The 20,272-nt window shown below is 71.3% G+C and carries 27 protein-coding genes, 1 tRNA gene and 1 pseudogene; 22 read left to right on the top strand and 7 right to left on the bottom strand.

The genetic code is table 11. The features are described from left to right. Positions 1 to 27 precede the first annotated feature (27 nt). On the bottom strand, positions 28 to 300 hold the full coding sequence (locus P0R32_RS10010; RefSeq protein WP_276236818.1) for a HalOD1 output domain-containing protein: 273 nt from the start codon (positions 298 to 300) through the stop codon (positions 28 to 30). Positions 301 to 405: 105 nt separating this feature from the next. Here P0R32_RS10010 and P0R32_RS10005 point away from each other — a divergent pair. Next, positions 406 to 489 (top strand) — tRNA-Leu (locus P0R32_RS10005). Positions 490 to 668: 179 nt separating this feature from the next. On the opposite strand, the gene P0R32_RS10000 is transcribed toward P0R32_RS10005, so the two are convergent. Both P0R32_RS10000 and P0R32_RS09995 read right to left on the bottom strand, forming a co-directional pair. Further along, complete coding sequence (locus tag P0R32_RS10000; protein WP_276236817.1) at positions 669 to 920, bottom strand: hypothetical protein; 252 nt, start codon at positions 918 to 920, stop codon at positions 669 to 671. A 68-nt stretch (positions 921 to 988) separates the two neighbouring features. After that, entirely contained in the window at positions 989 to 1,315 is a 327-nt protein-coding gene (locus P0R32_RS09995) for a DUF8101 family protein (protein WP_276236816.1), read from the bottom strand. Positions 1,316 to 1,454: 139 nt separating this feature from the next. On the opposite strand from P0R32_RS09995, the gene P0R32_RS09990 reads away from it, so the two are divergent. From P0R32_RS09990 to P0R32_RS09980, 3 genes are all read left to right on the top strand, one after another. Further along, complete coding sequence (locus tag P0R32_RS09990; protein WP_276236815.1) at positions 1,455 to 2,276, top strand: inositol monophosphatase family protein; 822 nt, start codon at positions 1,455 to 1,457, stop codon at positions 2,274 to 2,276. Positions 2,277 to 2,338: 62 nt separating this feature from the next. Beyond that, on the top strand, positions 2,339 to 2,788 hold the full coding sequence (locus P0R32_RS09985; RefSeq protein WP_276236814.1) for an Lrp/AsnC family transcriptional regulator: 450 nt from the start codon (positions 2,339 to 2,341) through the stop codon (positions 2,786 to 2,788). 78 nt (positions 2,789 to 2,866) lie between these two features. Further along, the gene (locus P0R32_RS09980) at positions 2,867 to 4,042 is read left to right on the top strand and encodes an HD domain-containing protein (protein WP_276236813.1); all 1,176 of its coding nucleotides are present in this window, start codon (positions 2,867 to 2,869) and stop codon (positions 4,040 to 4,042) included. A gap of 21 nt (positions 4,043 to 4,063) precedes the next feature. On the opposite strand, the gene P0R32_RS09975 is transcribed toward P0R32_RS09980, so the two are convergent. After that, positions 4,064 to 4,804: a DUF7537 family lipoprotein gene (locus P0R32_RS09975; RefSeq protein WP_276236812.1), complete on the bottom strand. Its 741-nt coding sequence runs from the start codon at positions 4,802 to 4,804 to the stop codon at positions 4,064 to 4,066. A gap of 136 nt (positions 4,805 to 4,940) precedes the next feature. Between P0R32_RS09975 and P0R32_RS09970 the strand changes: the two genes are divergently transcribed. The 7 genes from P0R32_RS09970 (at position 4,941) to P0R32_RS09940 (ending at position 10,472) form a co-directional block, all read left to right on the top strand. Further along, a complete protein-coding gene (locus P0R32_RS09970) occupies positions 4,941 to 6,191 on the top strand; it encodes an HD domain-containing protein (protein ID WP_276236811.1) in 1,251 nt (416 codons plus the stop codon). Next, the gene (locus P0R32_RS09965; protein WP_276236810.1) at positions 6,188 to 7,216 is read left to right on the top strand and encodes an amidohydrolase family protein; all 1,029 of its coding nucleotides are present in this window, start codon (positions 6,188 to 6,190) and stop codon (positions 7,214 to 7,216) included. Before P0R32_RS09970 ends, P0R32_RS09965 begins: the two co-directional genes overlap by 4 nt. Beyond that, a complete protein-coding gene (locus P0R32_RS09960; RefSeq protein WP_276236809.1) occupies positions 7,213 to 7,416 on the top strand; it encodes a hypothetical protein in 204 nt (67 codons plus the stop codon). The genes P0R32_RS09965 and P0R32_RS09960 overlap by 4 nt, the downstream gene beginning before the upstream one ends. 74 nt (positions 7,417 to 7,490) lie before the next feature. Beyond that, positions 7,491 to 7,883, top strand: coding sequence for a hotdog family protein (locus tag P0R32_RS09955; RefSeq protein ID WP_276236808.1), 393 nt, complete (start codon positions 7,491 to 7,493; stop codon positions 7,881 to 7,883). Between the two features lie 90 nt (positions 7,884 to 7,973). Beyond that, the gene (locus P0R32_RS09950; protein ID WP_276236807.1) at positions 7,974 to 8,168 is read left to right on the top strand and encodes a hypothetical protein; all 195 of its coding nucleotides are present in this window, start codon (positions 7,974 to 7,976) and stop codon (positions 8,166 to 8,168) included. Further along, positions 8,165 to 9,010 (top strand): beta-keto acid cleavage family enzyme, encoded by an 846-nt coding sequence (locus P0R32_RS09945; RefSeq protein ID WP_276236806.1) that lies wholly within the window; start codon positions 8,165 to 8,167, stop codon positions 9,008 to 9,010. The genes P0R32_RS09950 and P0R32_RS09945 overlap by 4 nt, the downstream gene beginning before the upstream one ends. A 70-nt stretch (positions 9,011 to 9,080) precedes the next feature. Then, the gene (locus P0R32_RS09940) at positions 9,081 to 10,472 is read left to right on the top strand and encodes an amidase (RefSeq protein WP_276236805.1); all 1,392 of its coding nucleotides are present in this window, start codon (positions 9,081 to 9,083) and stop codon (positions 10,470 to 10,472) included. A 51-nt stretch (positions 10,473 to 10,523) separates the two neighbouring features. Here P0R32_RS09940 and P0R32_RS09935 read toward each other — a convergent pair whose 3' ends face one another. Further along, entirely contained in the window at positions 10,524 to 11,015 is a 492-nt protein-coding gene (locus tag P0R32_RS09935; protein ID WP_276236804.1) for a DUF456 domain-containing protein, read from the bottom strand. A gap of 83 nt (positions 11,016 to 11,098) precedes the next feature. Then, positions 11,099 to 13,363, bottom strand: coding sequence for a tRNA(Met) cytidine acetyltransferase TmcA (gene tmcA, locus P0R32_RS09930; protein WP_276236803.1), 2,265 nt, complete (start codon positions 13,361 to 13,363; stop codon positions 11,099 to 11,101). 125 nt (positions 13,364 to 13,488) lie between these two features. Between tmcA and P0R32_RS09925 the strand changes: the two genes are divergently transcribed. The 7 genes and pseudogenes from P0R32_RS09925 (at position 13,489) to P0R32_RS09895 (ending at position 16,250) form a co-directional block, all read left to right on the top strand. Then, entirely contained in the window at positions 13,489 to 14,172 is a 684-nt protein-coding gene (locus P0R32_RS09925) for a cyclase family protein (protein WP_276236802.1), read from the top strand. A gap of 188 nt (positions 14,173 to 14,360) precedes the next feature. Further along, the gene (gene rpl7ae / locus P0R32_RS09920; RefSeq protein WP_276236801.1) at positions 14,361 to 14,723 is read left to right on the top strand and encodes a 50S ribosomal protein L7Ae; all 363 of its coding nucleotides are present in this window, start codon (positions 14,361 to 14,363) and stop codon (positions 14,721 to 14,723) included. A gap of 6 nt (positions 14,724 to 14,729) precedes the next feature. Continuing rightward, complete coding sequence (locus P0R32_RS09915; RefSeq protein WP_222607661.1) at positions 14,730 to 14,954, top strand: 30S ribosomal protein S28e; 225 nt, start codon at positions 14,730 to 14,732, stop codon at positions 14,952 to 14,954. 4 nt (positions 14,955 to 14,958) lie between these two features. Beyond that, a pseudogene (locus tag P0R32_RS09910) lies at positions 14,959 to 15,129 on the top strand (50S ribosomal protein L24e); the annotation flags it as partial. Positions 15,130 to 15,131: 2 nt separating this feature from the next. Next, on the top strand, positions 15,132 to 15,611 hold the full coding sequence (ndk, locus tag P0R32_RS09905; RefSeq protein ID WP_276236799.1) for a nucleoside-diphosphate kinase: 480 nt from the start codon (positions 15,132 to 15,134) through the stop codon (positions 15,609 to 15,611). Positions 15,612 to 15,724: 113 nt separating this feature from the next. Further along, complete coding sequence (locus P0R32_RS09900; RefSeq protein ID WP_276236798.1) at positions 15,725 to 15,931, top strand: TOBE domain-containing protein; 207 nt, start codon at positions 15,725 to 15,727, stop codon at positions 15,929 to 15,931. 55 nt (positions 15,932 to 15,986) lie between these two features. After that, positions 15,987 to 16,250, top strand: coding sequence for a DUF6199 family natural product biosynthesis protein (locus tag P0R32_RS09895; RefSeq protein WP_276236796.1), 264 nt, complete (start codon positions 15,987 to 15,989; stop codon positions 16,248 to 16,250). A gap of 58 nt (positions 16,251 to 16,308) precedes the next feature. Here P0R32_RS09895 and P0R32_RS09890 read toward each other — a convergent pair whose 3' ends face one another. Next, complete coding sequence (locus P0R32_RS09890; RefSeq protein WP_276236795.1) at positions 16,309 to 16,809, bottom strand: gamma carbonic anhydrase family protein; 501 nt, start codon at positions 16,807 to 16,809, stop codon at positions 16,309 to 16,311. Between the two features lie 116 nt (positions 16,810 to 16,925). Here P0R32_RS09890 and cofD point away from each other — a divergent pair, with 116 nt between their 5' ends. The 4 genes from cofD to P0R32_RS09870 are packed head-to-tail and all read left to right on the top strand — an operon-like array spanning position 16,926 to position 20,267. After that, complete coding sequence (gene cofD, locus P0R32_RS09885) at positions 16,926 to 17,918, top strand: 2-phospho-L-lactate transferase (protein WP_276236794.1); 993 nt, start codon at positions 16,926 to 16,928, stop codon at positions 17,916 to 17,918. After that, entirely contained in the window at positions 17,915 to 18,745 is an 831-nt protein-coding gene (locus P0R32_RS09880; protein ID WP_276236793.1) for a tRNA-dihydrouridine synthase, read from the top strand. The genes cofD and P0R32_RS09880 overlap by 4 nt, the downstream gene beginning before the upstream one ends. Next, positions 18,742 to 19,620 carry a triphosphoribosyl-dephospho-CoA synthase gene (locus P0R32_RS09875; protein ID WP_276236792.1) on the top strand — a complete coding sequence of 293 codons (879 nt, stop codon included), beginning with the start codon at positions 18,742 to 18,744 and terminating at the stop codon, positions 19,618 to 19,620. The genes P0R32_RS09880 and P0R32_RS09875 overlap by 4 nt, the downstream gene beginning before the upstream one ends. Continuing rightward, complete coding sequence (locus P0R32_RS09870) at positions 19,617 to 20,267, top strand: DUF447 domain-containing protein (protein WP_276236791.1); 651 nt, start codon at positions 19,617 to 19,619, stop codon at positions 20,265 to 20,267. Before P0R32_RS09875 ends, P0R32_RS09870 begins: the two co-directional genes overlap by 4 nt. The last annotated feature ends 5 nt before the right edge of the window (positions 20,268 to 20,272 follow it).

The following is a 20,272-nucleotide window of genomic DNA, read 5'->3' as shown; positions in this document are numbered from 1 at the left end:
TGGATTGCCTCGACGTCGCCCGCCGGGTCAGTCCGGTCGGACGAACGTCGCGCTCCCGTCTTGGCCGACGGTGATGCGGTAGCCCTCGTAGCTGAACGTGACTTCGACCTGCGCCGACGGGGCTGGGGGCTCGGTGAACAGGTCGTCGAGGACGTCACCCGTCACCTCCCACAGCGGTTGTAACTCGTCGGTCGATATCCCCTCCAACTCCGCGACGACCTCGGGGATCTGGTGGACCCACTCCACCCTGTTCCCGTCGAGGCGTCGACGGATTATCTGCCGATCTGACTGCGATTCCACGGCGACGAAACCAAACCCAACCTGAAAAAGGTGTGCCCTGGCCCCGTCGGAGTCGCTCGGAAATCGGAGGATTAACCCACGGTGGCGGCGTGGCATCGACTGCGTGCGAGGGTAGCCAAGCCTGGAAACGGCGGCGGACTCAAGATCCGCTCCTGTAGAGGTCCAAGGGTTCAAATCCCTTCCCTCGCATCGCCGGGGTCCACCCCCGAGATGCGGAAGACGCTCTCGGAGCGCTCTTCCCTCGCACAACTCACTGCACCACTCCCCACCGAGCGGCGGCGCCACCTCGCGGGCGCCGCCGAACCGTCGTCACCCCCGCCGGCGGCACCGCTGGCGGGTGGCGTCGACCGAGAAGTGGAGCGGTGCGGCTACTCGCCGCCGTCGGTGGCGACGCCGAGCAGTTCGTCGGCCACCCGGCCCGCCTCGGCGGGGTTCGGGCGACCGCCCTCCCGCACGTCGGCGCCGAGGGTCGCCGCGAGGTCGGCCACGTCGGCACCGGTGCCGGCGGCGTGGACGCGTTCGAACGCCGGGCGGTAGCCGGCCGCACAGCGGCGACCGCCGTCGGTCGTGTTCGCGTCGATGACGTATTCGATCTGTCGGACCGCCTCACTCGGGCGCATTACCGATACAATGCACCGCATCCGGCATAAGTTCCCTCTGAGTCGAAACAGAGTAAATAGTCGACTGGCTACGGGAGGCGGCGACGCATCGCGTCGAGGTACTCGCTCGCGACAGCCGGGTCGGCGTCGGCGAGATCTGCGACGCGTCCACAGCCGTGGAGGAGGCGCTCGCGGCGGTCCCCCTCGGGGAGTTTGTTGGCGGCGACCGTCTCGGCGGTGCCGACGGCGGCGAGCGCCTCGTCGGTCCGCCCCTCGCGGACGGCGACCCGGGCGGACTCGACGAGTTGCACGAGCGCCACCTCCACGTCAGCCGGGAGGTCGGGGTCGTCCGCGACCGGTGGCTGACGGCTCTCGGACCGGTCGACTCCGTCCGACTCCTCGCGCTCGTCGTCCATACCGTCGTCGTTGCCGCCACGGGACCAAAACTCCCGTGCTACGGCGTCGGTGGCACCGATCCGGTCTCTGCTCGCCCTGCTCCGGTCGTCGCCGCGGCCAACCGACGGCTATTCCGGGAGGGTTCGACAAGGGGTGCGCATGACGACGCAGGGACACGACGCCGGCACCGACCGGGTGTCGGTCGCGGAGGCAGCCGCCCGAGCGGGAGCCTCGGTCGCGGGGGAGCACTTCCGTCGTGGGATCGACGTGGAGCGCAAGGGCGGGAAGACGGACGTGGTGACCGAGGCCGACCGCGAGAGCCAGCGGCGGGTGATCGAACGGATCCGCGCGACCTTCCCCGACGACGCCGTGGTGGGCGAGGAGGAGGACGAACTGAAGACAGTCCCAGACGAGGGCGCGGCGTGGGTGATCGACCCCATCGACGGGACGAACAACTACGTGCGCGACATCCGGGCGTTCGCCACCGCCGTCGCCGCGGTCGTCGACGGCGACCCGGTCGCCGCCGCCATCGCGTTACCCGCGATGGACGACGTGTACACCACCGACGGCGACGCCGTGTGGCGCAACGGCGACCCGGTGGGTGTCAGCGAGCGCGACGACCCGGAGACCGCCGCCGTCACCCCGACCGTGTGGTGGGACTTCGACTCCCGCGACGAGTACGCGACCGCCTGCACCGAAATCGTCGAGCGGTTCGCCGACCTCCGGCGGTTCGGCTCCGCGCAGGTGACGCTCGCGATGGTCGCAGAGGGCGCCCTCGACGCGACGATCACCAACGTCGACTGCAACCCGTGGGACACCGTCGCCGGCGTCCACATGGTCCGCACCGCCGGCGGCACCGTCACCGACCTCGACGGCGACCCGTGGCGCCACGACTCGACCGGCCTCGTCGCCTCGAACGGCCCGCTCCACGAGGAGGCGCTGGCCGCGGCACAGGCGGTGCGCGAGGTCGAACGGACGTAAGGGCGAGGGGGTCGACTCGCGGGAACCCGAACTGCCAAGGTCGTGAGGCGGCAGCATCGTCCATGGAACTCGACGACACGGACCGCGCCATCCTCCGGATCCTCCAGGCGGACGCGCGGACGCCGTTCAGCGAGGTGGCCCGACAGATCGACATGTCGAGCGCGACCGTCCACGAGCGCGTCTCGCGGCTGGAGGAGGCGGGCGTCCTGAAGGGGTACCGCGCGGAGGTCGACCCGAAGGCGCTCGGCTACGGCGTCTCGGCGTTCGTCGGCCTGCGCGTCCAGCAGGGCCACGAGGAGGAGGCGCTGGAGACGCTCCGCGAGGTCGAGGGGGTCCGAGAGGTCCATCTCACGACCGGGGAGTACGACGTGATGATGCGGGTGTTCGCGGAGTCGACCGACGACCTCCGGGAGTTGATGTTCGGTCAGATCGCGACGATGGACGGGTTCGACCGCTCGCAGACGATGGTGATCCTCGGGACGGACTACGAAGAGGCCGGCGTCCCGATCTGAGGGGTGGGTCACCCCGGCGACGCGGGGACACCGACACACCGACAGCACTACACCCCACACTCTCGCCAGTACCCTATCATGAAGGCGATCAAGGACAGCGTCCACGACTACATCACCCTCGACCCCGTCGCGCAGGACCTCCTCGACACGCGCACCCTCCAACGCCTGCGCCACATCAAGCAGCTCTCCACCGTCCGTCTGGTCTACCCCTCCGCCTCCCACACGCGCTTCGAGCACTCGCTGGGCGTGTACCACCTCGCCTCCCGCGCGTTGGAGTACCTCGGCGTCGACGGCGACCGCGCACGCCACCTCCGTGCGGCCGCCCTCCTCCACGACGTCGGTCACGGCCCGTACGGTCACCAGACCGAGGAGGTGATCGCCCGACGAACCGGCGTCGACCACGACGAGATCGGTGACCTCCTCGGCACGACAGACGCCGGCGACGTGCTCCGCGACCACGACCTCTCCGTCGACCGCGTCGCCGCCATCGTCCGCGGCGAGGGTGAACTGGGCCAACTCGTCTCCGGCGAACTGGACGTCGACCGCATGGACTACCTCGTGCGCGACGCCCACCACACGGGCGTCCCCTACGGCACCATCGACCACGAACGCCTCGTCAGAGAGCTTCAGTACCGCGACGGCGCGCTCGTGCTCGCCGAGGGGAACGTCCAGACCGCCGAGTCGCTCCTCCTCGCGCGTGCCCTGATGGACGCGACCGTCTATCGCCACCACGTCTCTCGCGTCGCGGGCGCGATGCTGGAGCGAGCCTCCGAGCGTCTGCTGGAGTCCGACGCCGGCGTCGACGTGGAGACGTTCCGGCGGATGGCCGACCACGACCTGCTGGTCGCCCTGCGCGAGCACGTCCCCGAGTTGGGCGAGCGCATCGAGTACCGCGACCTCTACAAGCGAGCGATCTGGACCGACCTGTCGGCGACGCCCGCGAACGTCGTCGAGTTCGACTACGCCGACGAGCGCGCCGCCGCGAGTGAGATCGCCGACATCGCCGGCGTCGACGAGCGCGAGGTTATCGTCGACGTGCCCGGTCGCCCGACGTTCACCGAGGCGGGCAGTCGCGTCGTCGTCGACGGCGTCCCGCAACGGCTGGAGGACGCCTCCGAGTTGGTCGCGGGACTGCGCGCCGCCCAACGCGCCGGCTGGCGGATGGGTGTGTACGCGCCCGCCGGCGAGACGGACGCCGTCGCCGCCGCCGCCGAGGACGTGCTCGGTGTGCGGGCGGGTGCGATCAGAGACTGAATCCGCAAAACAGCGCCGCGGTCAGTTCGTCGCCGACTGCGCCTCTTCCAGCCACGACGGCTCCGCTACCGTCGTCGACCCGACGTCCTCGTAGGTCAGCGTCAGCGAGAAGCGCGCCGGCTCGCCGAACCCCTCCACGACGAAGTCGTACGCGACCCGTTTCACGAGGCCGTCCGAGCGGACGTAGACGGCGACCGTCGCGTCGGTCGCGTCGGCGTCCGCGAGCGCCTCGCCGATGGGGCCGACCGCCGACTCGTTCAGCGTCGAGAGGTTCGCCTCGTACACGTACGTCTGTTCGCCGTCGACCTGGGCGGTGCCGTTCGCGGCGAAGTCGAAGTCCGACGCGAGGTCGTCGAGCGGGGGCGACGCGAACCGACTCGCGTTCGGGACCGAGTCGTTCTCCGCGCGGTCGTAGCGGATCGTGCTCCCCGACTGCGAGCGGACGTACGGCTGGCCGTCGGCCGGCGCGTACACCTCGACGGTGGAGTCGCCCGTCTGGCTACGGTACAGGTACGTGTCGGGGTCCAACTCGACCGCCGCGGACGTGTTGCTGGTCACCTGGACGAAACTCGCGTTCACCGTGACCGTCTGGTTGTACGTGAAACTCCCCGCGTCGCGCAGCGCCTCCTCGTGGCCCTGCTCGACCTCCTCTGCCGAGGGGGCACCGTCGTACGGCGCTCCCCCACCGGTACAGCCGGCGAGCGCGACGAGGAGGGCGAGTCCGGCGGCGAGCCAGAGGGACCGCTGTGTGCCTGCTCTCATGGGAGGCGAGTGGCCTGGGAGGCGCATATCCTTTCGGGCCACCTTCGGCGCAGGAAACACGACGAACGATCACCCACGTCTCGCCAGCGGTCGTGTCGCCCACAGTTTATACCGGGTGACGGCGAATCCCGGGCCAATGACGACGATCAAAGACTCCGTCCACGACCACATCTCCGTGGACGGCGTCGCGGCGGACCTCCTCGACACGGGGCCGGTCCAGCGATTGCGTCGGATCGCCCAACTCGGCACGGTGAAACTGGTGTACCCCTCCGCGAACCACACCCGCTTCGAGCACTCGCTCGGCGTGTACCACCTCGCCGACCGCGCGCTCGACTCCATCGGCATCGAGGGTGTCGAGGCCGAGCGCGTCCGTGCGGCGGCCCTCCTCCACGACATCGGACACGCGCCGTTCAGCCACAACGTCGAGGAGTTGATCCACCGCCACACCGGCCTCTACCACGACGACGTGCACGACCTGCTCGTCGAGACGGAGGTCGGCGACGTGCTGGAGACCCACGACCTCGACCCCGAGCGGGTGGCGGGGCTCATCGCCGGCGAGGGGAAGTACGGCCAACTGGTCTCCGGAGAGTTGGACGTCGACCGCATGGACTACCTCGTTCGCGACGCCCACCACACCGGCGTCCCCTACGGCACCATCGACCACGAGCGACTCATTCGGGAGTTGACGTTCGCCGACGGCGACCTCGTGCTCGACGAGGGGAACGTCCAGACCGCCGAGTCGCTGCTGATGGCGCGCGCGCTGATGACGCCCACCGTGTACGCCCACCCGGTCGCGCGCATCTCGAAGGCGATGCTCCGCCGGGCGACCGAGCGCCTGCTCGCGACGCCCGACCTCGACGCCGCTCAGGTGCGCCGGATGGACGACTACGACCTGATCACGGCGCTGCGCATGACGCCCGACACGGCGGAGTTCGCCGAGCGCTACGACCGCCGCGACCTCTACAAGCGCGCCGTCTGGGCGGAGTACGACGACACCCCCGACGCACTCCGGGAGGCCGACCACGAGGCGATCCGAGCGTTGGAGGCCGACATCGCCGACCGCGCCGAGGTGCCCGCCGCAGAGGTCGTCCTCGACGTGCCCGGGGAGCCATCGATGACGGAGTCCACCTCCGAGGTGCTGGTGAACGGCGACATCCGCCGTCTCGGGGACCACTCGCCGCTCGTCGACGGCCTGCGCACCGCCCAGAAACAGCAGTGGCGCATGGGCGTGTACACCGTCGCGGACGCGACCGAGCGCGTCGGCAAAGCCGCCGTCGACGTGCTCGGTCTCGACCTGGACGGGACGCTCGTCTCCGACGTGCGCCGCCGGGTGAACGCCAGCCTCGACGAGTTCGACGCCGGGGCGGGTGCGGGGACAGTCGAATGAGCGAGGCGGAGACGTACGAGGGGACGGTGCTCGTCGGCCGCGACTTCGAGGCGGTCGAGGGCCGCGTCGTCGTCGAGGACGGCACTATCGTCGCCGTCGAGGAGGCGAGCGTCGACAGCGACGACATCGTCTGCCCGGCGTTCGTGAACGCTCACACCCACATCGGCGACTCCGTCGCGAAGGAGGCGGGTCGTGGTCTCGACCTCGACGCGCTCGTCGCTCCGCCGGACGGCCTGAAACACCGGATCCTTCGGAACACGCCCGACGAGGAACTTGTCGCCGCGATGCGCCGATCGCTTCGCTACATGCACGCGACCGGGACGACCGCGCACGTGGAGTTCCGCGAGGGCGGCGTGGCCGGCGTCGACGCCATCGCGGCGGCGGTCGAGGACCTCCCGATCGAGTCGGTCGTCCTCGGGCGTGAGACGGTCGAGGCGATGGAACACCCGTTCGCCGCGGGGTTCGGTGCCAGCGGCGCGCGCGACGCCGACTTCGACGCCGAGCGTGCGGCCACGCGCGAGGCCGGCAAACTGTTCGGCATCCACGCCGGCGAGCGCGACCACCACGACGTCGACGCGGCGATGGATCTGGACCCAGACCACATCGTCCACATGGTCCACCCCGAGCAGCACCAACTGGACCGCTTAGAGGCCGAGGGCTGGCCCGTCGTCGTCTGCCCGCGGTCGAACCTCGTCACCGGCGTCGGCGTCCCGCCCCTCCGCGAGTTGCTCGACCGGACCACGGTGGCGCTCGGCACGGACAACGTGATGCTCGACAGCCCGTCGATGTTCCGCGAGATGGAGTTTACCGCGAAGCTGACGGACGCGAGCGCCGTGGAGGTGCTCCGGATGGCGACGGTCAACGGCGCCGAGGTGGCGGGGCTGAACTGTGGCGTCATCGAGGAGGGGCGCGACGCCCGCCTGCTCGTACTCGACGGCGACACGGACAACCTCGCCGGCGTCCGCGACCCCGTGCGGGCGGTCGTGCGGCGCGCCGGGCAGGGCGACGTGAAGACGGTGACGTGACACGGCGCAGCGCAGACGGGACGAGGCTCCTCTCGCCCGAGCGCGCGGCGCTGTCGTTGATCCAGGGAGGGGCGTTGGCTGCGTTCAACGTCTCCGGCGGGAACGCCTCGACGATCGCGGGCTGGATCGCGTTCTACGTGCTGGCCAGTTACGCGGTGTTCACGGCGTTCGCCGCGGCACGCTCGCGGCTCGTCGGGTGATCGCCGACGCCGACGCGGACGCCGGCGAGGACGCCGGCGACAGGACCAAGCGCCGTCGGCCTGACACGCCGCGTATGCACCCCGACGACCTCCCGGACCCGGGCACCGTCCTCCGCCACGAACGCACCTTCACCGTCGACGACGTACGGGCGTTCGCCGACGTGTCCGGCGATCGCGGCGAGCATCACGAACAGCCAGACGAGGACGGACGGCTGCTCGTCCACGGCCTGCTCACGGCGACGCTCCCGACGAAGATCGGCGGCGACCTCGACGTACTCGCGCGCGAGATGACGTACGAGTTCGTCCGGCCCGTCTACACTGGTCAGCCGATCACCTGTGAGGTGACCATCGAGGAGGTGACGCCCCGCGGTGACCGCGCCGATCTGGACGCGGATATCGTCTGTTTCCGACGCGACACCGAGGAGGTCGTCCTCACGGGCGGGTTCGAGGGCGTCGTCTTGGCGTGACCCCGTCGTCGCTGGCGACGACCGAGTGGCGCTGGTGACACACGTGTCACCGATACACGCATTGAAGCGCTCGCCCGGTGTGGGACCGGTATGGCCTGTCCACATCTCGACTACCGCGACTCCGACGGTGAACGGCAGTTCGACACCGCCCGCGCGTTCTGCACGGTGACCGAGGAGTTCGTCCAACCGGTCCACGCCGACATCTGCACCGAGCGGTACGGACTCGACCCCGAAGCGGACTGCGAGGTGTACCGCGCCGAGGCGGGGCTGGACTGGGACGAATGACGTACGATGAGTACCTCGACGGGAAGCCGGTCGTCGTCACCGCGGCGCTCACGGGCGGCATCCAGGGGAAGGAGGCGCACCCGGACCTCCCCGAGACGCCCGATGAGATCGCCGCAGCGGCCGCCGCGGTCGAGGCGGCGGGGGCGGCGGTCGTCCACCTCCATGCCCGGCGCGACAACGGGGAGCGGGCGTTCTCGACCGAGCGGTTCCAGGCGGTGACCGACGCCGTCCGCGACGCGACCGACGACGTGATCGTCCAGCACTCGACCGGCGGCACCGCCGCGCCGGACGCGCTCCGGGCGGAGCCGTTGCGCACCGACCCGGCGCCGGAGATGGCGAGCCTCGACATGGGACCGATGAACCGCGGGCGGCGGCTGACGAGCGAGAACACCCGCGACACCATCGACGGCCTCCACGCCGAGATGCGCGAGCGGGGGATCAAGCCGGAGTTGGAGGTGTTCAACAACGGCCACCTGAACGAGTCGTTCCGCATCCTCGACGATCTGGCGGACCCGCCGTACCTGAACCTCATCTTCGGGCCGGGGACGCTCGCGCCGCCGTCGCCCGCGAACCTCCAGCGGATGGTCGACCAACTCCCAGAGCGAGCGGAGTTCAACGTGATCGGCTTCGGCCCCCACCAACTCCCGTTGACGACTCAGTCGCTGCTCCTCGGTGGGCACGTCCGGGTCGGCTTGGAGGACAACAGCTACCTGCGGAAGGGGGAACTCGCCACCAACGAGGCGCTCGTCGAGCGCACCGTCCGGATCGCCGAGGAACTCGGTCGGCCGGTGGCCTCGCCCGCGGAGGCGCGCGACCTGCTCGGCGTGGAGTCTCGCCGCTGATCTTCACAATCTGCGGTGCGGGCGACGCAGCCGCCAGAACGCCTTTGTTCACGTAGTCGAAGGCCCGCCCATGAGGGGTGACTCGCCGTCCGACGCCGCACAGCGAGCGCGGCGAGATGCCGACCGCGTCGCCGACCTCGGGGGAGACGACACCGCCCCCGCGTTCGAGCCGGCCACCCCGACCGAGCGGTCGGACCCGTTCGACGCGTTCGCGACCGCCGCCCGCGCACCACGACTCGGTGGGGGGTCGCTCTCGGACGTTCGTGTGGCGACGAAGGACAACGTCGCCGTCGCGGGACTCGTGCACGACGCCGGGACGGACGCACTGGGGTGGGAGCCGGCGGCGGACGCGACCGTCGTCGAACGACTGCGTGCGGCTGGCGCCGAGTTCGTCGGGACGACCCGGATGGACGCACTCGCACTCGGCGTCACCGGCGAGGCGTGTCGCGCCGGGGCGACGCGCAACCCCGCCGCCGAGGGGTGCGTGCCGGGCGGGTCGTCGAGCGGGTCCGCGGCGGCGGTCGCGGGCGGACTCGCAGACGCGGCGCTCGGCACCGACACCGGCGGGAGCGTCCGTCTGCCGGCGGCCTGTTGCGGCGTCGTCGGCGTGATGCCGACGTACGACCGCGTGCCGCGCACGGGCGTGCTCGACCTCGCGCCGACGCTCGACCACGTAGGCGTAGTAGCGACTGACGTGAAGACCGCCGCGCTGACGCTCGACGCCGTCTCCGGGGCGGACCCGATCCGTCCGACGACGGCGGCGGCGTCCCAGACGACCGCGCTGGAGGCGTTGGACGCCCCGCTCGGTCGACTGCGGATCGGGGTGCCAGAGCCGTTCGTCGAGGTCGCCGGTCCGTGCGTGACGGCGACCTTCGAGGAGACCGTGACCGGCTTGTCTGGACTCCCGGGAGCCACCGTCGAGCGGCTGGCGTTCCCCGAACACGGGGACGCCGAGTTCGTGAACCAGGTGCACACGCTCGCAGAGTTCGCACGTGTCCTCGACGCCGACGGCCAACCGGTCGGCGACGGTCGTGCGGCGGCGGCGCGGTCGGCGCTCGCGAGCGACGTCGCGGAGTTGGGCGTCCCCGAGCGGGTCGAGCGACTCGTCGCTCGCGGGCGGGCGTTGGTCCAGGAGACGGACGCCTACGCCGAGGCGTGGGACGCACGGCGACGGCTCGTCCGGCGGACGCAGTCGTGTCTCGACCGCGTCGACGTGCTCGTGACGCCGACGGTGCCGACGATGCCCCCGGCGTTCGGCGCGGTGGGCGACGAGGACGGCGACGCCGTTCGCCCCGGGGAGTTGCTCGCGAACACCGCGCCGTTCAACTGCACGGGGAACCCGGCGGTGTCGGTGCCGTGTGGATCGGCCGAGGGGCTGCCGGTCGGACTACAGGTCGTCGCCCCGCTCGGCGACGACGAGACGGCGCTCCGCGTCGCGCGGGCTGTCGAGTCGGTCACGTAAGAGCGCAAAGGACCGCGAGCGACCCCCGACCCACGAACCGGCGGCGCAGCCTCAGACGACGTACACGACCACCAGGAACGCGACGAGAATCGACAGCGTCAGCACGAACTGCGCGACCGAGGAGGCGAGCATCCCGACGACGGTGTAGGCGGCGGCGCGGACGGCCGGTCGCGGCGCTTTCCCAGCGCGCAACTCCGCGCCGAGGACGACCGCCACGGTGCCGAGGACGATACCGAGCGGTCCGACGACGAAGAACAGCACCAGCGAGGCGACCCCCGCGAACACCATCGTCGAGGTCTCGGCGCCGCCAGCGCGCGAGGCGAGTGGCCCGCCGAGGTGTTCGACGCCGAAGGCCACCGTCCCGACGAGGGCGAACGCGACGAGCCACCCGACACCGAGTGACGGCGCCGACGGCGGCGCGAACAGGAAGTAGACGAGGACGCCCGCGACCGACAGCGGTCCCGCCGGCACCAGCGGGACGACGCTCCCGGCGACGGCGCCGACGAGGAGGACGAGCGCGAGGACGGTCACGAGGTCAACCATGGCCGACACTGGGTCGGGCGACGACATAAGCACACGTCCGACGAAGACGGGAGATTGGAGCGGGCCAGCCCGCTCCACTCATCTCACTCGTAGCGGGCGCGCTCGTCGAACGCCGCCTCGTCGCCGTAGCGGTCGACGAGCGGTTGGAGCGCGCGGCCGAGCGACCGCATACACTCGGCCGTGGAGACGTAGTCGAGTTCGTCGGTGACCGGCTCCCAGTCGCGCGCCTGTAACACCTTGCGCACGAGCAGGCGTTCGGCTCGATCCGAGAGGGCCGCCTCGCCGTCGAGCAGGTGCGCAAGCGCCAGTCGACGGAACGGACGGGGCGCCATGTCCGCGAGACCCGGCCCGTAGGCGGCCGCGACCGTCAGTCGCCACTCGTAGTCGGAGACGTCGACGACCGGCGCTCCCGACGCGTCGCAGGCTGACAGCGCGGCCCGAACCACGTCTGCGTCCAGGTCCGAGAGCGCATCCGAGAGGACGGCGCCGATCCGTTCGCGGAACCAGCGCGCGTGGCGGGCGGCGAACTCCCGCCCGGTGTCGCTCGTCGGGCGCACCATGAGCGCGGAGTGCTCGCCGCTGGCGTCGTTGCGGGTGGTCGCGAGGTGGACCGTTCGGTAGCCGTTCACCGCCCAGAAGTCGAGCAGGTCGGGGGTGGCGCCGAACCCGGTGCCGAGGTAGTCCACCTCGTCGCCGAGTTCGTCGGCGACCTCCCGGAGGAGGAGCGAGCCGAGGCCGCGGCTTCGGATAGCATGATGCGTCGCGATCCGAACCACTCGGACCCCCTGCGGTGCGGCGGCGTCCGGGTCGCGGAGTTGGCTGGTCAGCACGTCTGGGAGCATGTTCCCGCGGACGCGTTCGCCGTCGTACATCGCCTCGCGCGTCGTCGCGTCGAGGCCGCCCTCGCGTGCGAGCATGGCGACCGAGACGACGTGGTCGTCGTGGATGAGTGCGCGCACCGAGAGGTTCGGCGCGTCGAGCAGGCGCGCGAGGTCGTTCGGCTCCGTCCGATAGTGGGCGGCGACGAGCAGTCCGAAGGCGGCCGACAGGAGGTGTTCGTCCGCCACCAACTCGTCGGCGTCGAGGACGCGGTACGACACCGTGTCGGGCGTCGCCTCCTCGACGGCGGCGCCGACCGGCGGGCGGGCGTCCAGCAGGAGGGCGCGGAACGCCCACGCCTCCACCGGGTCGCCGCGCGCGTATCGGATCGGGTCGTCCATCCGCACGTCGATCACGCGGCGGTCGGCGTCGTCGAGGCGGTCGCGAAAGCGCACCGAGAACCCCCGTCCCGCGCCCTCGTAGCCGTGGACGGTCGTCACGAACGCCACCGCTGGGGCGTCGAGCAACCCCGTCAGCAGGCGCACCGGGAGCGCGGCGGCCTCGTCGGCGAACACGACGTCGACCGCGTCGGCGGCGGCGACCGCCTCCGCCGGCGAGCGGAACTGGATCCGCCCGCCGCCGCTCTCGTCGTCCAGTTCGATCCGGCGCTCTTCGTCGACGGCGAGCGTCGCATCGAGGTCGGCGAGCAGGTCTCGCGCGCGCTCGAACAGGGCTGCCGCACCGCCGACGGCAGGGGCGGTGACCAGGACGTCTCGCCCCTCCGTCGCCAGCGCGGCGGCGGCGAGTCCCGCAGCGCTGGACTTCCCGCGCCCCCGGTCGGCCTCGACGACGACCGCCGACCCCGGCGTTCGGAGCCGTTCGAGCGCCGACACCGCGCGCGACTGGTCGGGGGTGAGGCACGACTCGTAGGCCGCCGCCGGGAACGTCGCGTCGGCGGGCGTCGGTGGCCGTGTCGTCGACGGCGCGTCGGCACCCCCCGTCAGCCCGTCGCGTTCGACTTCTACGGCACCGTCGTCGTCGACCGCGACGACGGCGACCCCGGGGTGTTGCCGGAGCGTCTGGACGAAGCGCGTCCGGAACCGACCGGACACGTCGTCGAGGCCGAACGGGGGCACCGCGAGCGACTCGTCGAAGTCGCCGCGGCGGTCGGGCCACTCGTCCAGCGGCGGCGCCAGCAGGACGTACAGGCCGCCGCCGTCGACGGCGCCGACTGACTGCCCGACGGCGTTGGGGGAGAACTCGCCGAAGGCGTCGAGGATCACGGCCTCGCGCGTCGTCCCGAGGAGGCGACCGGCGTGTTTGGGTCGGTGGCGCTCGAAGCGGAACCCCTCGCGCGTCGAGAGGATGGTGGCGTCGTCGTCGTCGACCGCAGCCGCCTCGACCGCGGTGAAGGCGGCGTCGATGCAGGCGTCGCGCTCGCCATGGAGCACGAGGAGGCGGCGCTGGTCGGTCCGGCGCGCCTCCGCCCGGAGGTCGGTCGCGAGGCCCGCGAGCGCGTCGCGTGTCACGACGCGATGTCGTCGCCCCGGGGGCTTGCCCGTTTCGACACCGCCGTTGGCGACGACGGGGCACGGGTGGCGGACGGCCCGTCGGGCATCGTCACCCTCTCGCCCGTGGGAGCGCAGCAAGCGGTATGGACCCGGTCGACCTCACGCGCCGCATCGAGCCAGGGATGCCCGTCTACCCGGGCGACCCCGGCGTCGGTGCGGACGCCAGCGCGACGATGGACGTGGACGGCTACCGCGTCACCCACCTCTCGTTCACCACCCACGTCGGCACGCACATCGACGCCCCGTCGCACATGGAACCGGACGGCGCGACGCTCGACGAGTTCGACGTCGGGGCCTTCCGATTCGACGCCCGACTCGTCGACCTGACGGGAGATGGCTCCGACGGCGACAGGAGCGACGACGGCGACGACGGAGGCCTCGACGCGCGCGAACCGATCACGCCCGCCCACATCCCCGACGATGCGGGCGACGCCGAGATGCTCGTGCTCCGGACCGGGTGGGGCGCGCACTGGGGCGAGGAACGATACTACGACCACCCGTACCTGACGCCCGCGGCGGCGCGCCACGTCGCGGCGTTGGACTGCGCGGTCGGGCTGGACACGATCAACCCCGACCCGACGCCGACCCCGCGTTCGAGTCCCGACGAACCCGAGGGCGTCCCCGCCCACCACGAACTGCTCGGCGCTGGGCAGTTCATCGTGGAGAACCTGGCGCTCCCCGCCGACCTCCCCGAGCGGTTCACGCTCCGGGCGTACCCGCTCCGGGTCGACGCAGACGGGGCGCCCGTGCGCGCCGTCGCGGAGTGAGCGCGGCGTCGTCGGATGCGGGGTGATCCCGTGAGCCCGGATCACACGGACGCGGCACATTGAACACGTTTATACGGCCATCCCGACTATCGAGTCAGTACGACCTGCTCGGGGTCGTGACCCGCTCCGTCGTCAGGGACTTACGACCGGCGGAGGTGTCGAGCCACCGAGCGGGAAGCCACACAACAATGTCAGTCTACGTCGACTACGAGACGCCGGCGGATCTCGCGGAACGAAGCCTCGACGCGCTCGAGGTAGCCCGCGACACCGGTATCGTGAAGAAAGGAACCAACGAGACGACCAAGGCCGTCGAGCGCGGCAACGCCACGCTCGTGTACATCGCCGAGGACGTCGAGCCGGAGGAGATCGTCATGCACCTCCCCGAACTGTGCGAGGAGAAGGGCATCGCCTACGTCTTCATCGAGACGCAGGACGACGTCGGCCACGCCGCCGGTCTCGAGGTCGGCTCCGCGGCCGCCGCCGTCACCGAGGCGGGCGAGGCCGAGGAGGACGTCGAGGACATCGCCGGCAAGGTCGAGGAACTGCGGTAACCCACCATGTCCGCTGAAGAGCAAGAGAGCGGCTCCACGCCCGCCGAGGTCGTCGAGATCGTCGGCAAGACCGGGATGCACGGCGAGGCCATGCAGGTCAAGTGCCGCATCCAGGAGGGCGAGAACCAGGGCCGCATCATCACGCGGAACGTCCTGGGTCCCGTCCGCATGGGGGACATCCTCCAGCTGCGCGAGACCCAGCGCGACGCCGACTCCATCGGAGGTCAGTAAGCCAATGCCCCAGCAACGAGACTGCGACTACTGCGGCGCCGACATCGAGCCCGGCACGGGCACGATGTTCGTGAGCGTCGACGGCAGCGTCACGCACTTCTGCTCCTCGAAGTGCGAGAAGAACGCGGACCTGGGTCGCGAGGCGCGCGACCAGAACTGGACGGAGGCCGGGCGCGAATGAGCCACCACGACGAGCGCACGTTCGTGATGGTCAAGCCCGACGGCGTCCAGCGCGGCCTCATCGGGGACATCGTCTCCCGATTCGAGCAGCGCGGTCTGAAGCTCGTCGGTGCGAAGTTCATGCAGATCGACGAGGACCTGGCCCACGAGCACTACGGCGAGCACGAGGGCAAGCCGTTCTTCGAGGGTCTCGTCGAGTTCATCACCTCCGGCCCCGTCTTCGCGATGGTGTGGGAGGGTGCCGACGCGACCGCACAGGTTCGCTCGATGATGGGCGAGACCGACCCCGCCGAGTCCGCCCCGGGAACGATCCGCGGCGACTTCGGTCTGGACCTCGGTCACAACGTCATCCACGGCTCCGACCACGAGGACGAGGGCGCCAACGAGCGCGAGATCGCCCTCTTCTTCGACGACGACGAGCTCGTCGACTGGGACCTCGACACCGCCGAGTGGGTGTACGAGGACGAGTCCCACTAACACCGGCACACCGTCGCCGGCTGCGGTCTTCGATTCTTCGCGTCGCCGACCCCCCAGTCACGAGTGTGCGAATCTCACTCCGTGTTTATGTTGTCTCGCGATGATTTCCCAGTATGACGCTCAGCGCTCGCAACAGCCTGCACGGGACTATCACAAGCATCGAGACCGACGGCCTCGCCGCCGAGGTGACCATCGAACTCGGCGACGGGCAGCAGGTCACCTCGGTGATCACGTCGAACTCCGTCGACCGCCTCAGTCTGGAGGAGGGGATGGAGGCCGCCGCCGTGATCAAGGCGACCGAGGTCATGATCGACGCCTGATCGAGCGTCGGTAGTGACCGCGTTCTTTTCACGAAGCGACACGAACGTTGGAGCGATGAAGCAAGCTTCCTCGCTGACGACCGTCGTCTTCGGCCTCGCGGGCACCGCCTTCCCCGAACGGACCATCGGCTACGTGAACCGCCTCCTGCTGGCAGGCTACGAGAACCCCGAAGACCTGGAGCCGAGCGAGTGGTACGTGTCGCTCACGCGGTGGGTCTCGCTACTGGTGGCCGTCGGCGCCCTGCTGGAGTTCCTCGTCGACCGGCGGGACGCCTGCAAAGAGAAGCAGGCGCGCAGCGACCTGCCAGACGACGAGTGAACGGCGGCGGACGAGCGACCGCGGATGACTGCGGCTGGCCGCCGATGACCGCCGCCGGTCAGTCGAGTCGTTCGCTCGTCTCGGCGTACCGCCCCGCCAGCGACGTGTAGTGGGCGGCAGCAGCGCGCGTCGGCGGGTCCGTTAGCTCTGTCTTCGGCTCCGCCGGGACGCCCGCGACCAACGTCCGTGGCGGCACCTCCGTCCCCTCGGTGACGACCGCGCCGGCGGCGACGACCGCCTCCTCGCCGACGTGCGCGTCGTCGAGGACGACCGCGTTCATCCCGACGAGTGCGCCCTCGGCGACCGTCGCGGCGTGGACGATGGCGTTGTGGCCGACGGTCACCTCCGATTCGAGGACGGCGTCCTCGTGGAGCACCGCGCCGTCTTGCACGTTCGACTCGCGCCCGACGACGATGCGCCCGTGGTCGCCCCGTAGCGTTGCGTTCGGCCAGACGCTCGCGCCGTCTGCGAGGTCCACGTCGCCGATGACCACGGCGGCATCGTCGACGTACGCCGAGTCAGCCACGTCCGGCTCCGTCCCGTCGAAGGATCTGATCACACGAGTCGGTGCGAGAGTGGGGCGCTTGAAGCTGTGGGGGACGGGAGTCGGCGGTTCCCGGTCGCCGAGGCGAAGGCAACGACAGCGTACAAGTCCGCAGAGGTGCAAGCGCGGCCATGGTCACGTTCCTCGCCGGCGGCACCGGCACGCCGAAGCTTCTCGACGGTGCCGCGGGCGTCTTCGCTCCCGAGTCGACGACCGTCGTCGGGAACACCGGCGACGACGTGGAACTCGGCGGGCACCTCGTGTGTCCGGACGTCGACACCGTCCTCTTCCACGGCGGCGGCGTCCTCGACACCGAGCGCTGGTGGGGCATCGCCGACGACACCACCGAGACGCACGCCGAACTCACGCGCCTCGCCGACGCCGCGGGTCTCGACGGCGGTCCCCGCTACCTCCCCGACGACGCACAGACTGCCGGGCGCGACATCTCCCAGTGGCGTCGGTTCTCCGGCGTTGCGGAGTTCATGGAGATCGGCGACCGCGACCGCGCGGTCCACGTCACGCGCACCTCGCTGCTCGACGAGGGGCACAGTCTCACCGACGTGACGCGAACGCTCGCGGACGCCTTCGACCTCGACGTGGAACTGATCCCGATGAGCGACGACCCCGTCGCGACCATCGTCCACACGGACGAGGGGTCGATGCACTTCCAGGAGTACTGGGTCGCCAACCGTGGTGAACCGACCGTCGAGGACGTGGAGTTCCGCGGCGCAGCGGAGGCCACGGCGACCGACGCGGTCCAAGAGGCGCTCCGTGACGACGTGGTGATCGGGCCGTCGAACCCCGTCACCAGTATCGGCCCGATGCTCGCGCTCGATGGCATCCGCGAGGCGCTGGCCGAGACGACCGTCGTCGCCGTCTCCCCGTTCGTGGAGGATCAGGTGTTCTCCGGGCCCGCCGCCGCCCTCATGCGCGGGACCGGCCGAGAGCCGAGCACCGCCGGCGTCGCGGCGGCGTACCCGTTCGCGGACGCGTTCGTCCTCGACGACGACGACGGCACCGACCTCGACCGGCCGGTCGTGCGGACGGACACCCGGATCGACGACGCGGACGACGCCGCTCGCGTCGCGCGGGCGTGCCGGGAGGCGCTGGAGGTGGCGCGGTGAGCGGCGGCGGGACGGACGGGCCGGCGAGGGCGACCGCGACTGATCTCGGGATCGATCCGCCGCTCGCGCTCGCGAGCCTCTCGGGCGACGCGGACGCGGCGTGGGCGCGGTCGGGGGCCGAGTACTCCGGCGTCGCCTTCCTCGGCGGGATCGCACTGGACGCCGAGAGTCGCGAGGCCGCCCGCGCGAGCGTCGTCGACCGCGACCGCTCGGAGTTCCTCCCGCCGGACCCGGTCGCTTGGATGGAGGACCAACTGGCCGCGCTGGCGGACGCCGACATCCGCGCCGGCGTCAACGTCCGGGCCACGAGCGCCGACGCCGTCGGCGACGCCGCGGCGGTGTGTGCAGCCCACGACGCCGTGCTGGAGGTGAACGCCCACTGCCGACAGGCGGAGCTGTGTGAGGTTGGCTGTGGCGAGACGCTCCTGCGCGACACCGACCGCCTGTGCGAGTACGTCGCCGCCGCGAGTGCGACGGGCGCCGACGTGAGCGTGAAGGTCCGCGCTGAGGTCGACGGCGTGGACCTCCCGGCGACCGCGCGGGCCGTCGCCGACGCCGGGGGGGACGCGGTCCACGTGGACGCGATGGACTCCGAGGGCGTCGTCGCACTCGTGAAAGCTGCCGCACCGGACCTCGTCGTGATCGCGAACAACGGTGTCCGGGACCGGCGGACGGTCCGGGAGTACCTCGCCGCCGGCGCAGACGCGGTGAGCGTCGGTCGACCGAGCGACGATTCGCGCGTGCTCGCCCGCGTCCGTGATGCCGTCGGCGAGTGGACCGACGACACCGCGAGCGGTCGTCGCCGCAGGACGGAGGCGTCGCGATGAGCGGTGGCAGCGAGCCACCGCGGCGCGGCCCCGCCGCGAACGCCGAACTCGCACTCCTGCTGGAGGTCGCGGGGACGCCGAAGCCGGGCAACGTCGACCGTCACCGGGACCTCGTGGACCTGCGGTTCGAGCAGTTCCTCGCCGGGGCGGTCGGCGCGCGCCCGGGACTGGAGCGTGCCGCCGCGGGTGCGCCCGTCGGCGAAGCGTTCGAGACGGCGGTCGCGGGGATGAGCGAGCAGTCCGGCGGCAACACGCAGTTCGGCTGTCTGCTCTTGCTCGTGCCGCTCGTTCGGGCGGTAGCGGCGGGTGACCTCTCCCCGTCCGGCGTGCGAGACGTGTGCGAGGCGACGACTGTCGCTGACGCAGCGGGCTTCTACCGCGCGTTCGAGCACGTCGACGTGGCGGTCGCCGACCCGCCCGAGGGGATGGACGCGCTCGACGTGCGCCGTGGCGCCGACGCGGTGCCCGCGCTGCGCGAGCGTGAAACGACGCTGTTCGACGTGCTGTCGGCGTCCGCAGAGCCAGTCGACGACGCGGGGACGCCCGGAGACGCCAACGCGCGCGAGTGGGTAGAGGGGTTCCGGCGGACGTTCCGCGCCGCTGAGGCCATCGTCGCCGACGACGGCCCGCTCGTCGACCGTGCGGCGCGGGCGTTCCTCGACCTGCTGGCGGAGGCGGACGACACGCTCGTGCGGACACAGCACGGGGCCGAGGCGGCCGCCGAGGTGCGGGAGCGCGCCGCCGAGGTCGAGTCCTTGGCGGACGCGGAGGCGTGGGCCGCCGAGTTGGTCGATCGCGGCGTCAACCCCGGAACGACCGCGGACCTCACCGCGGCGGCGCTGTTCGTCGCGCTCGAACGCGGGGTGACCGTATGAGCGGTGACGCCGATGAGACCGCCGACTGGCCGGTCGCGCTCGCGGGGGTGACGGAGTCGGTGGTCGCGACGCTGGGGCCGAACGACCTGTGGAACGTCGCCGCGCTCGGCCTCCACGCGCCCGACCACGACGGCAGGTCGGCGACCGCGCCGGTCCGGGCGCGAACGTGGGGGCGGACGCGGACGTGGCGCAACTTCCGCGAGCGCGGCGGCGGCGTCGTCCAGTTCGTGACGGACCCCCGCGAGTTCGTCGACGCCGCGGTCACGATTCGCGAGGAGCCGACGCCCGTCCTCGACTCGGCGGACGCGTGGGCCGAAGTCGACGTCGAGCGCGTCGACGCCGGCGAACGAGGCGGGACCCAGTGGGTCGACTGGCACCTGCACGTGGTCGACGCCGCGGTCGAGCACACCGGAGTTCGAACGATCAACCGCGGCTTCGGCGCCGTAATCGACGCGACTGTGGCGGCGTCGCGACTGGACGTGCCGGCGTACGACACCGCCGCGCTGGTGGAGCGACTGCGCTACTTCGCGGCCGTGGTCGACCGGTGCGGCGGCCCAGCCGAGCGCGAGGCGTTCGAGACGCTGACGGCCGAGACTGGGTGGCGAGAGTACGACGTCGCGGGGGAGACAGACGCCGGCGCGGAGTAGACCTC

Origin of the sequence: Halobaculum marinum (assembly GCF_029338555.1) — an archaeon.
GTDB lineage: Archaea > Halobacteriota > Halobacteria > Halobacteriales > Haloferacaceae > Halobaculum > Halobaculum marinum.
This window is presented reverse-complemented; position numbering and strand designations above follow the sequence as displayed.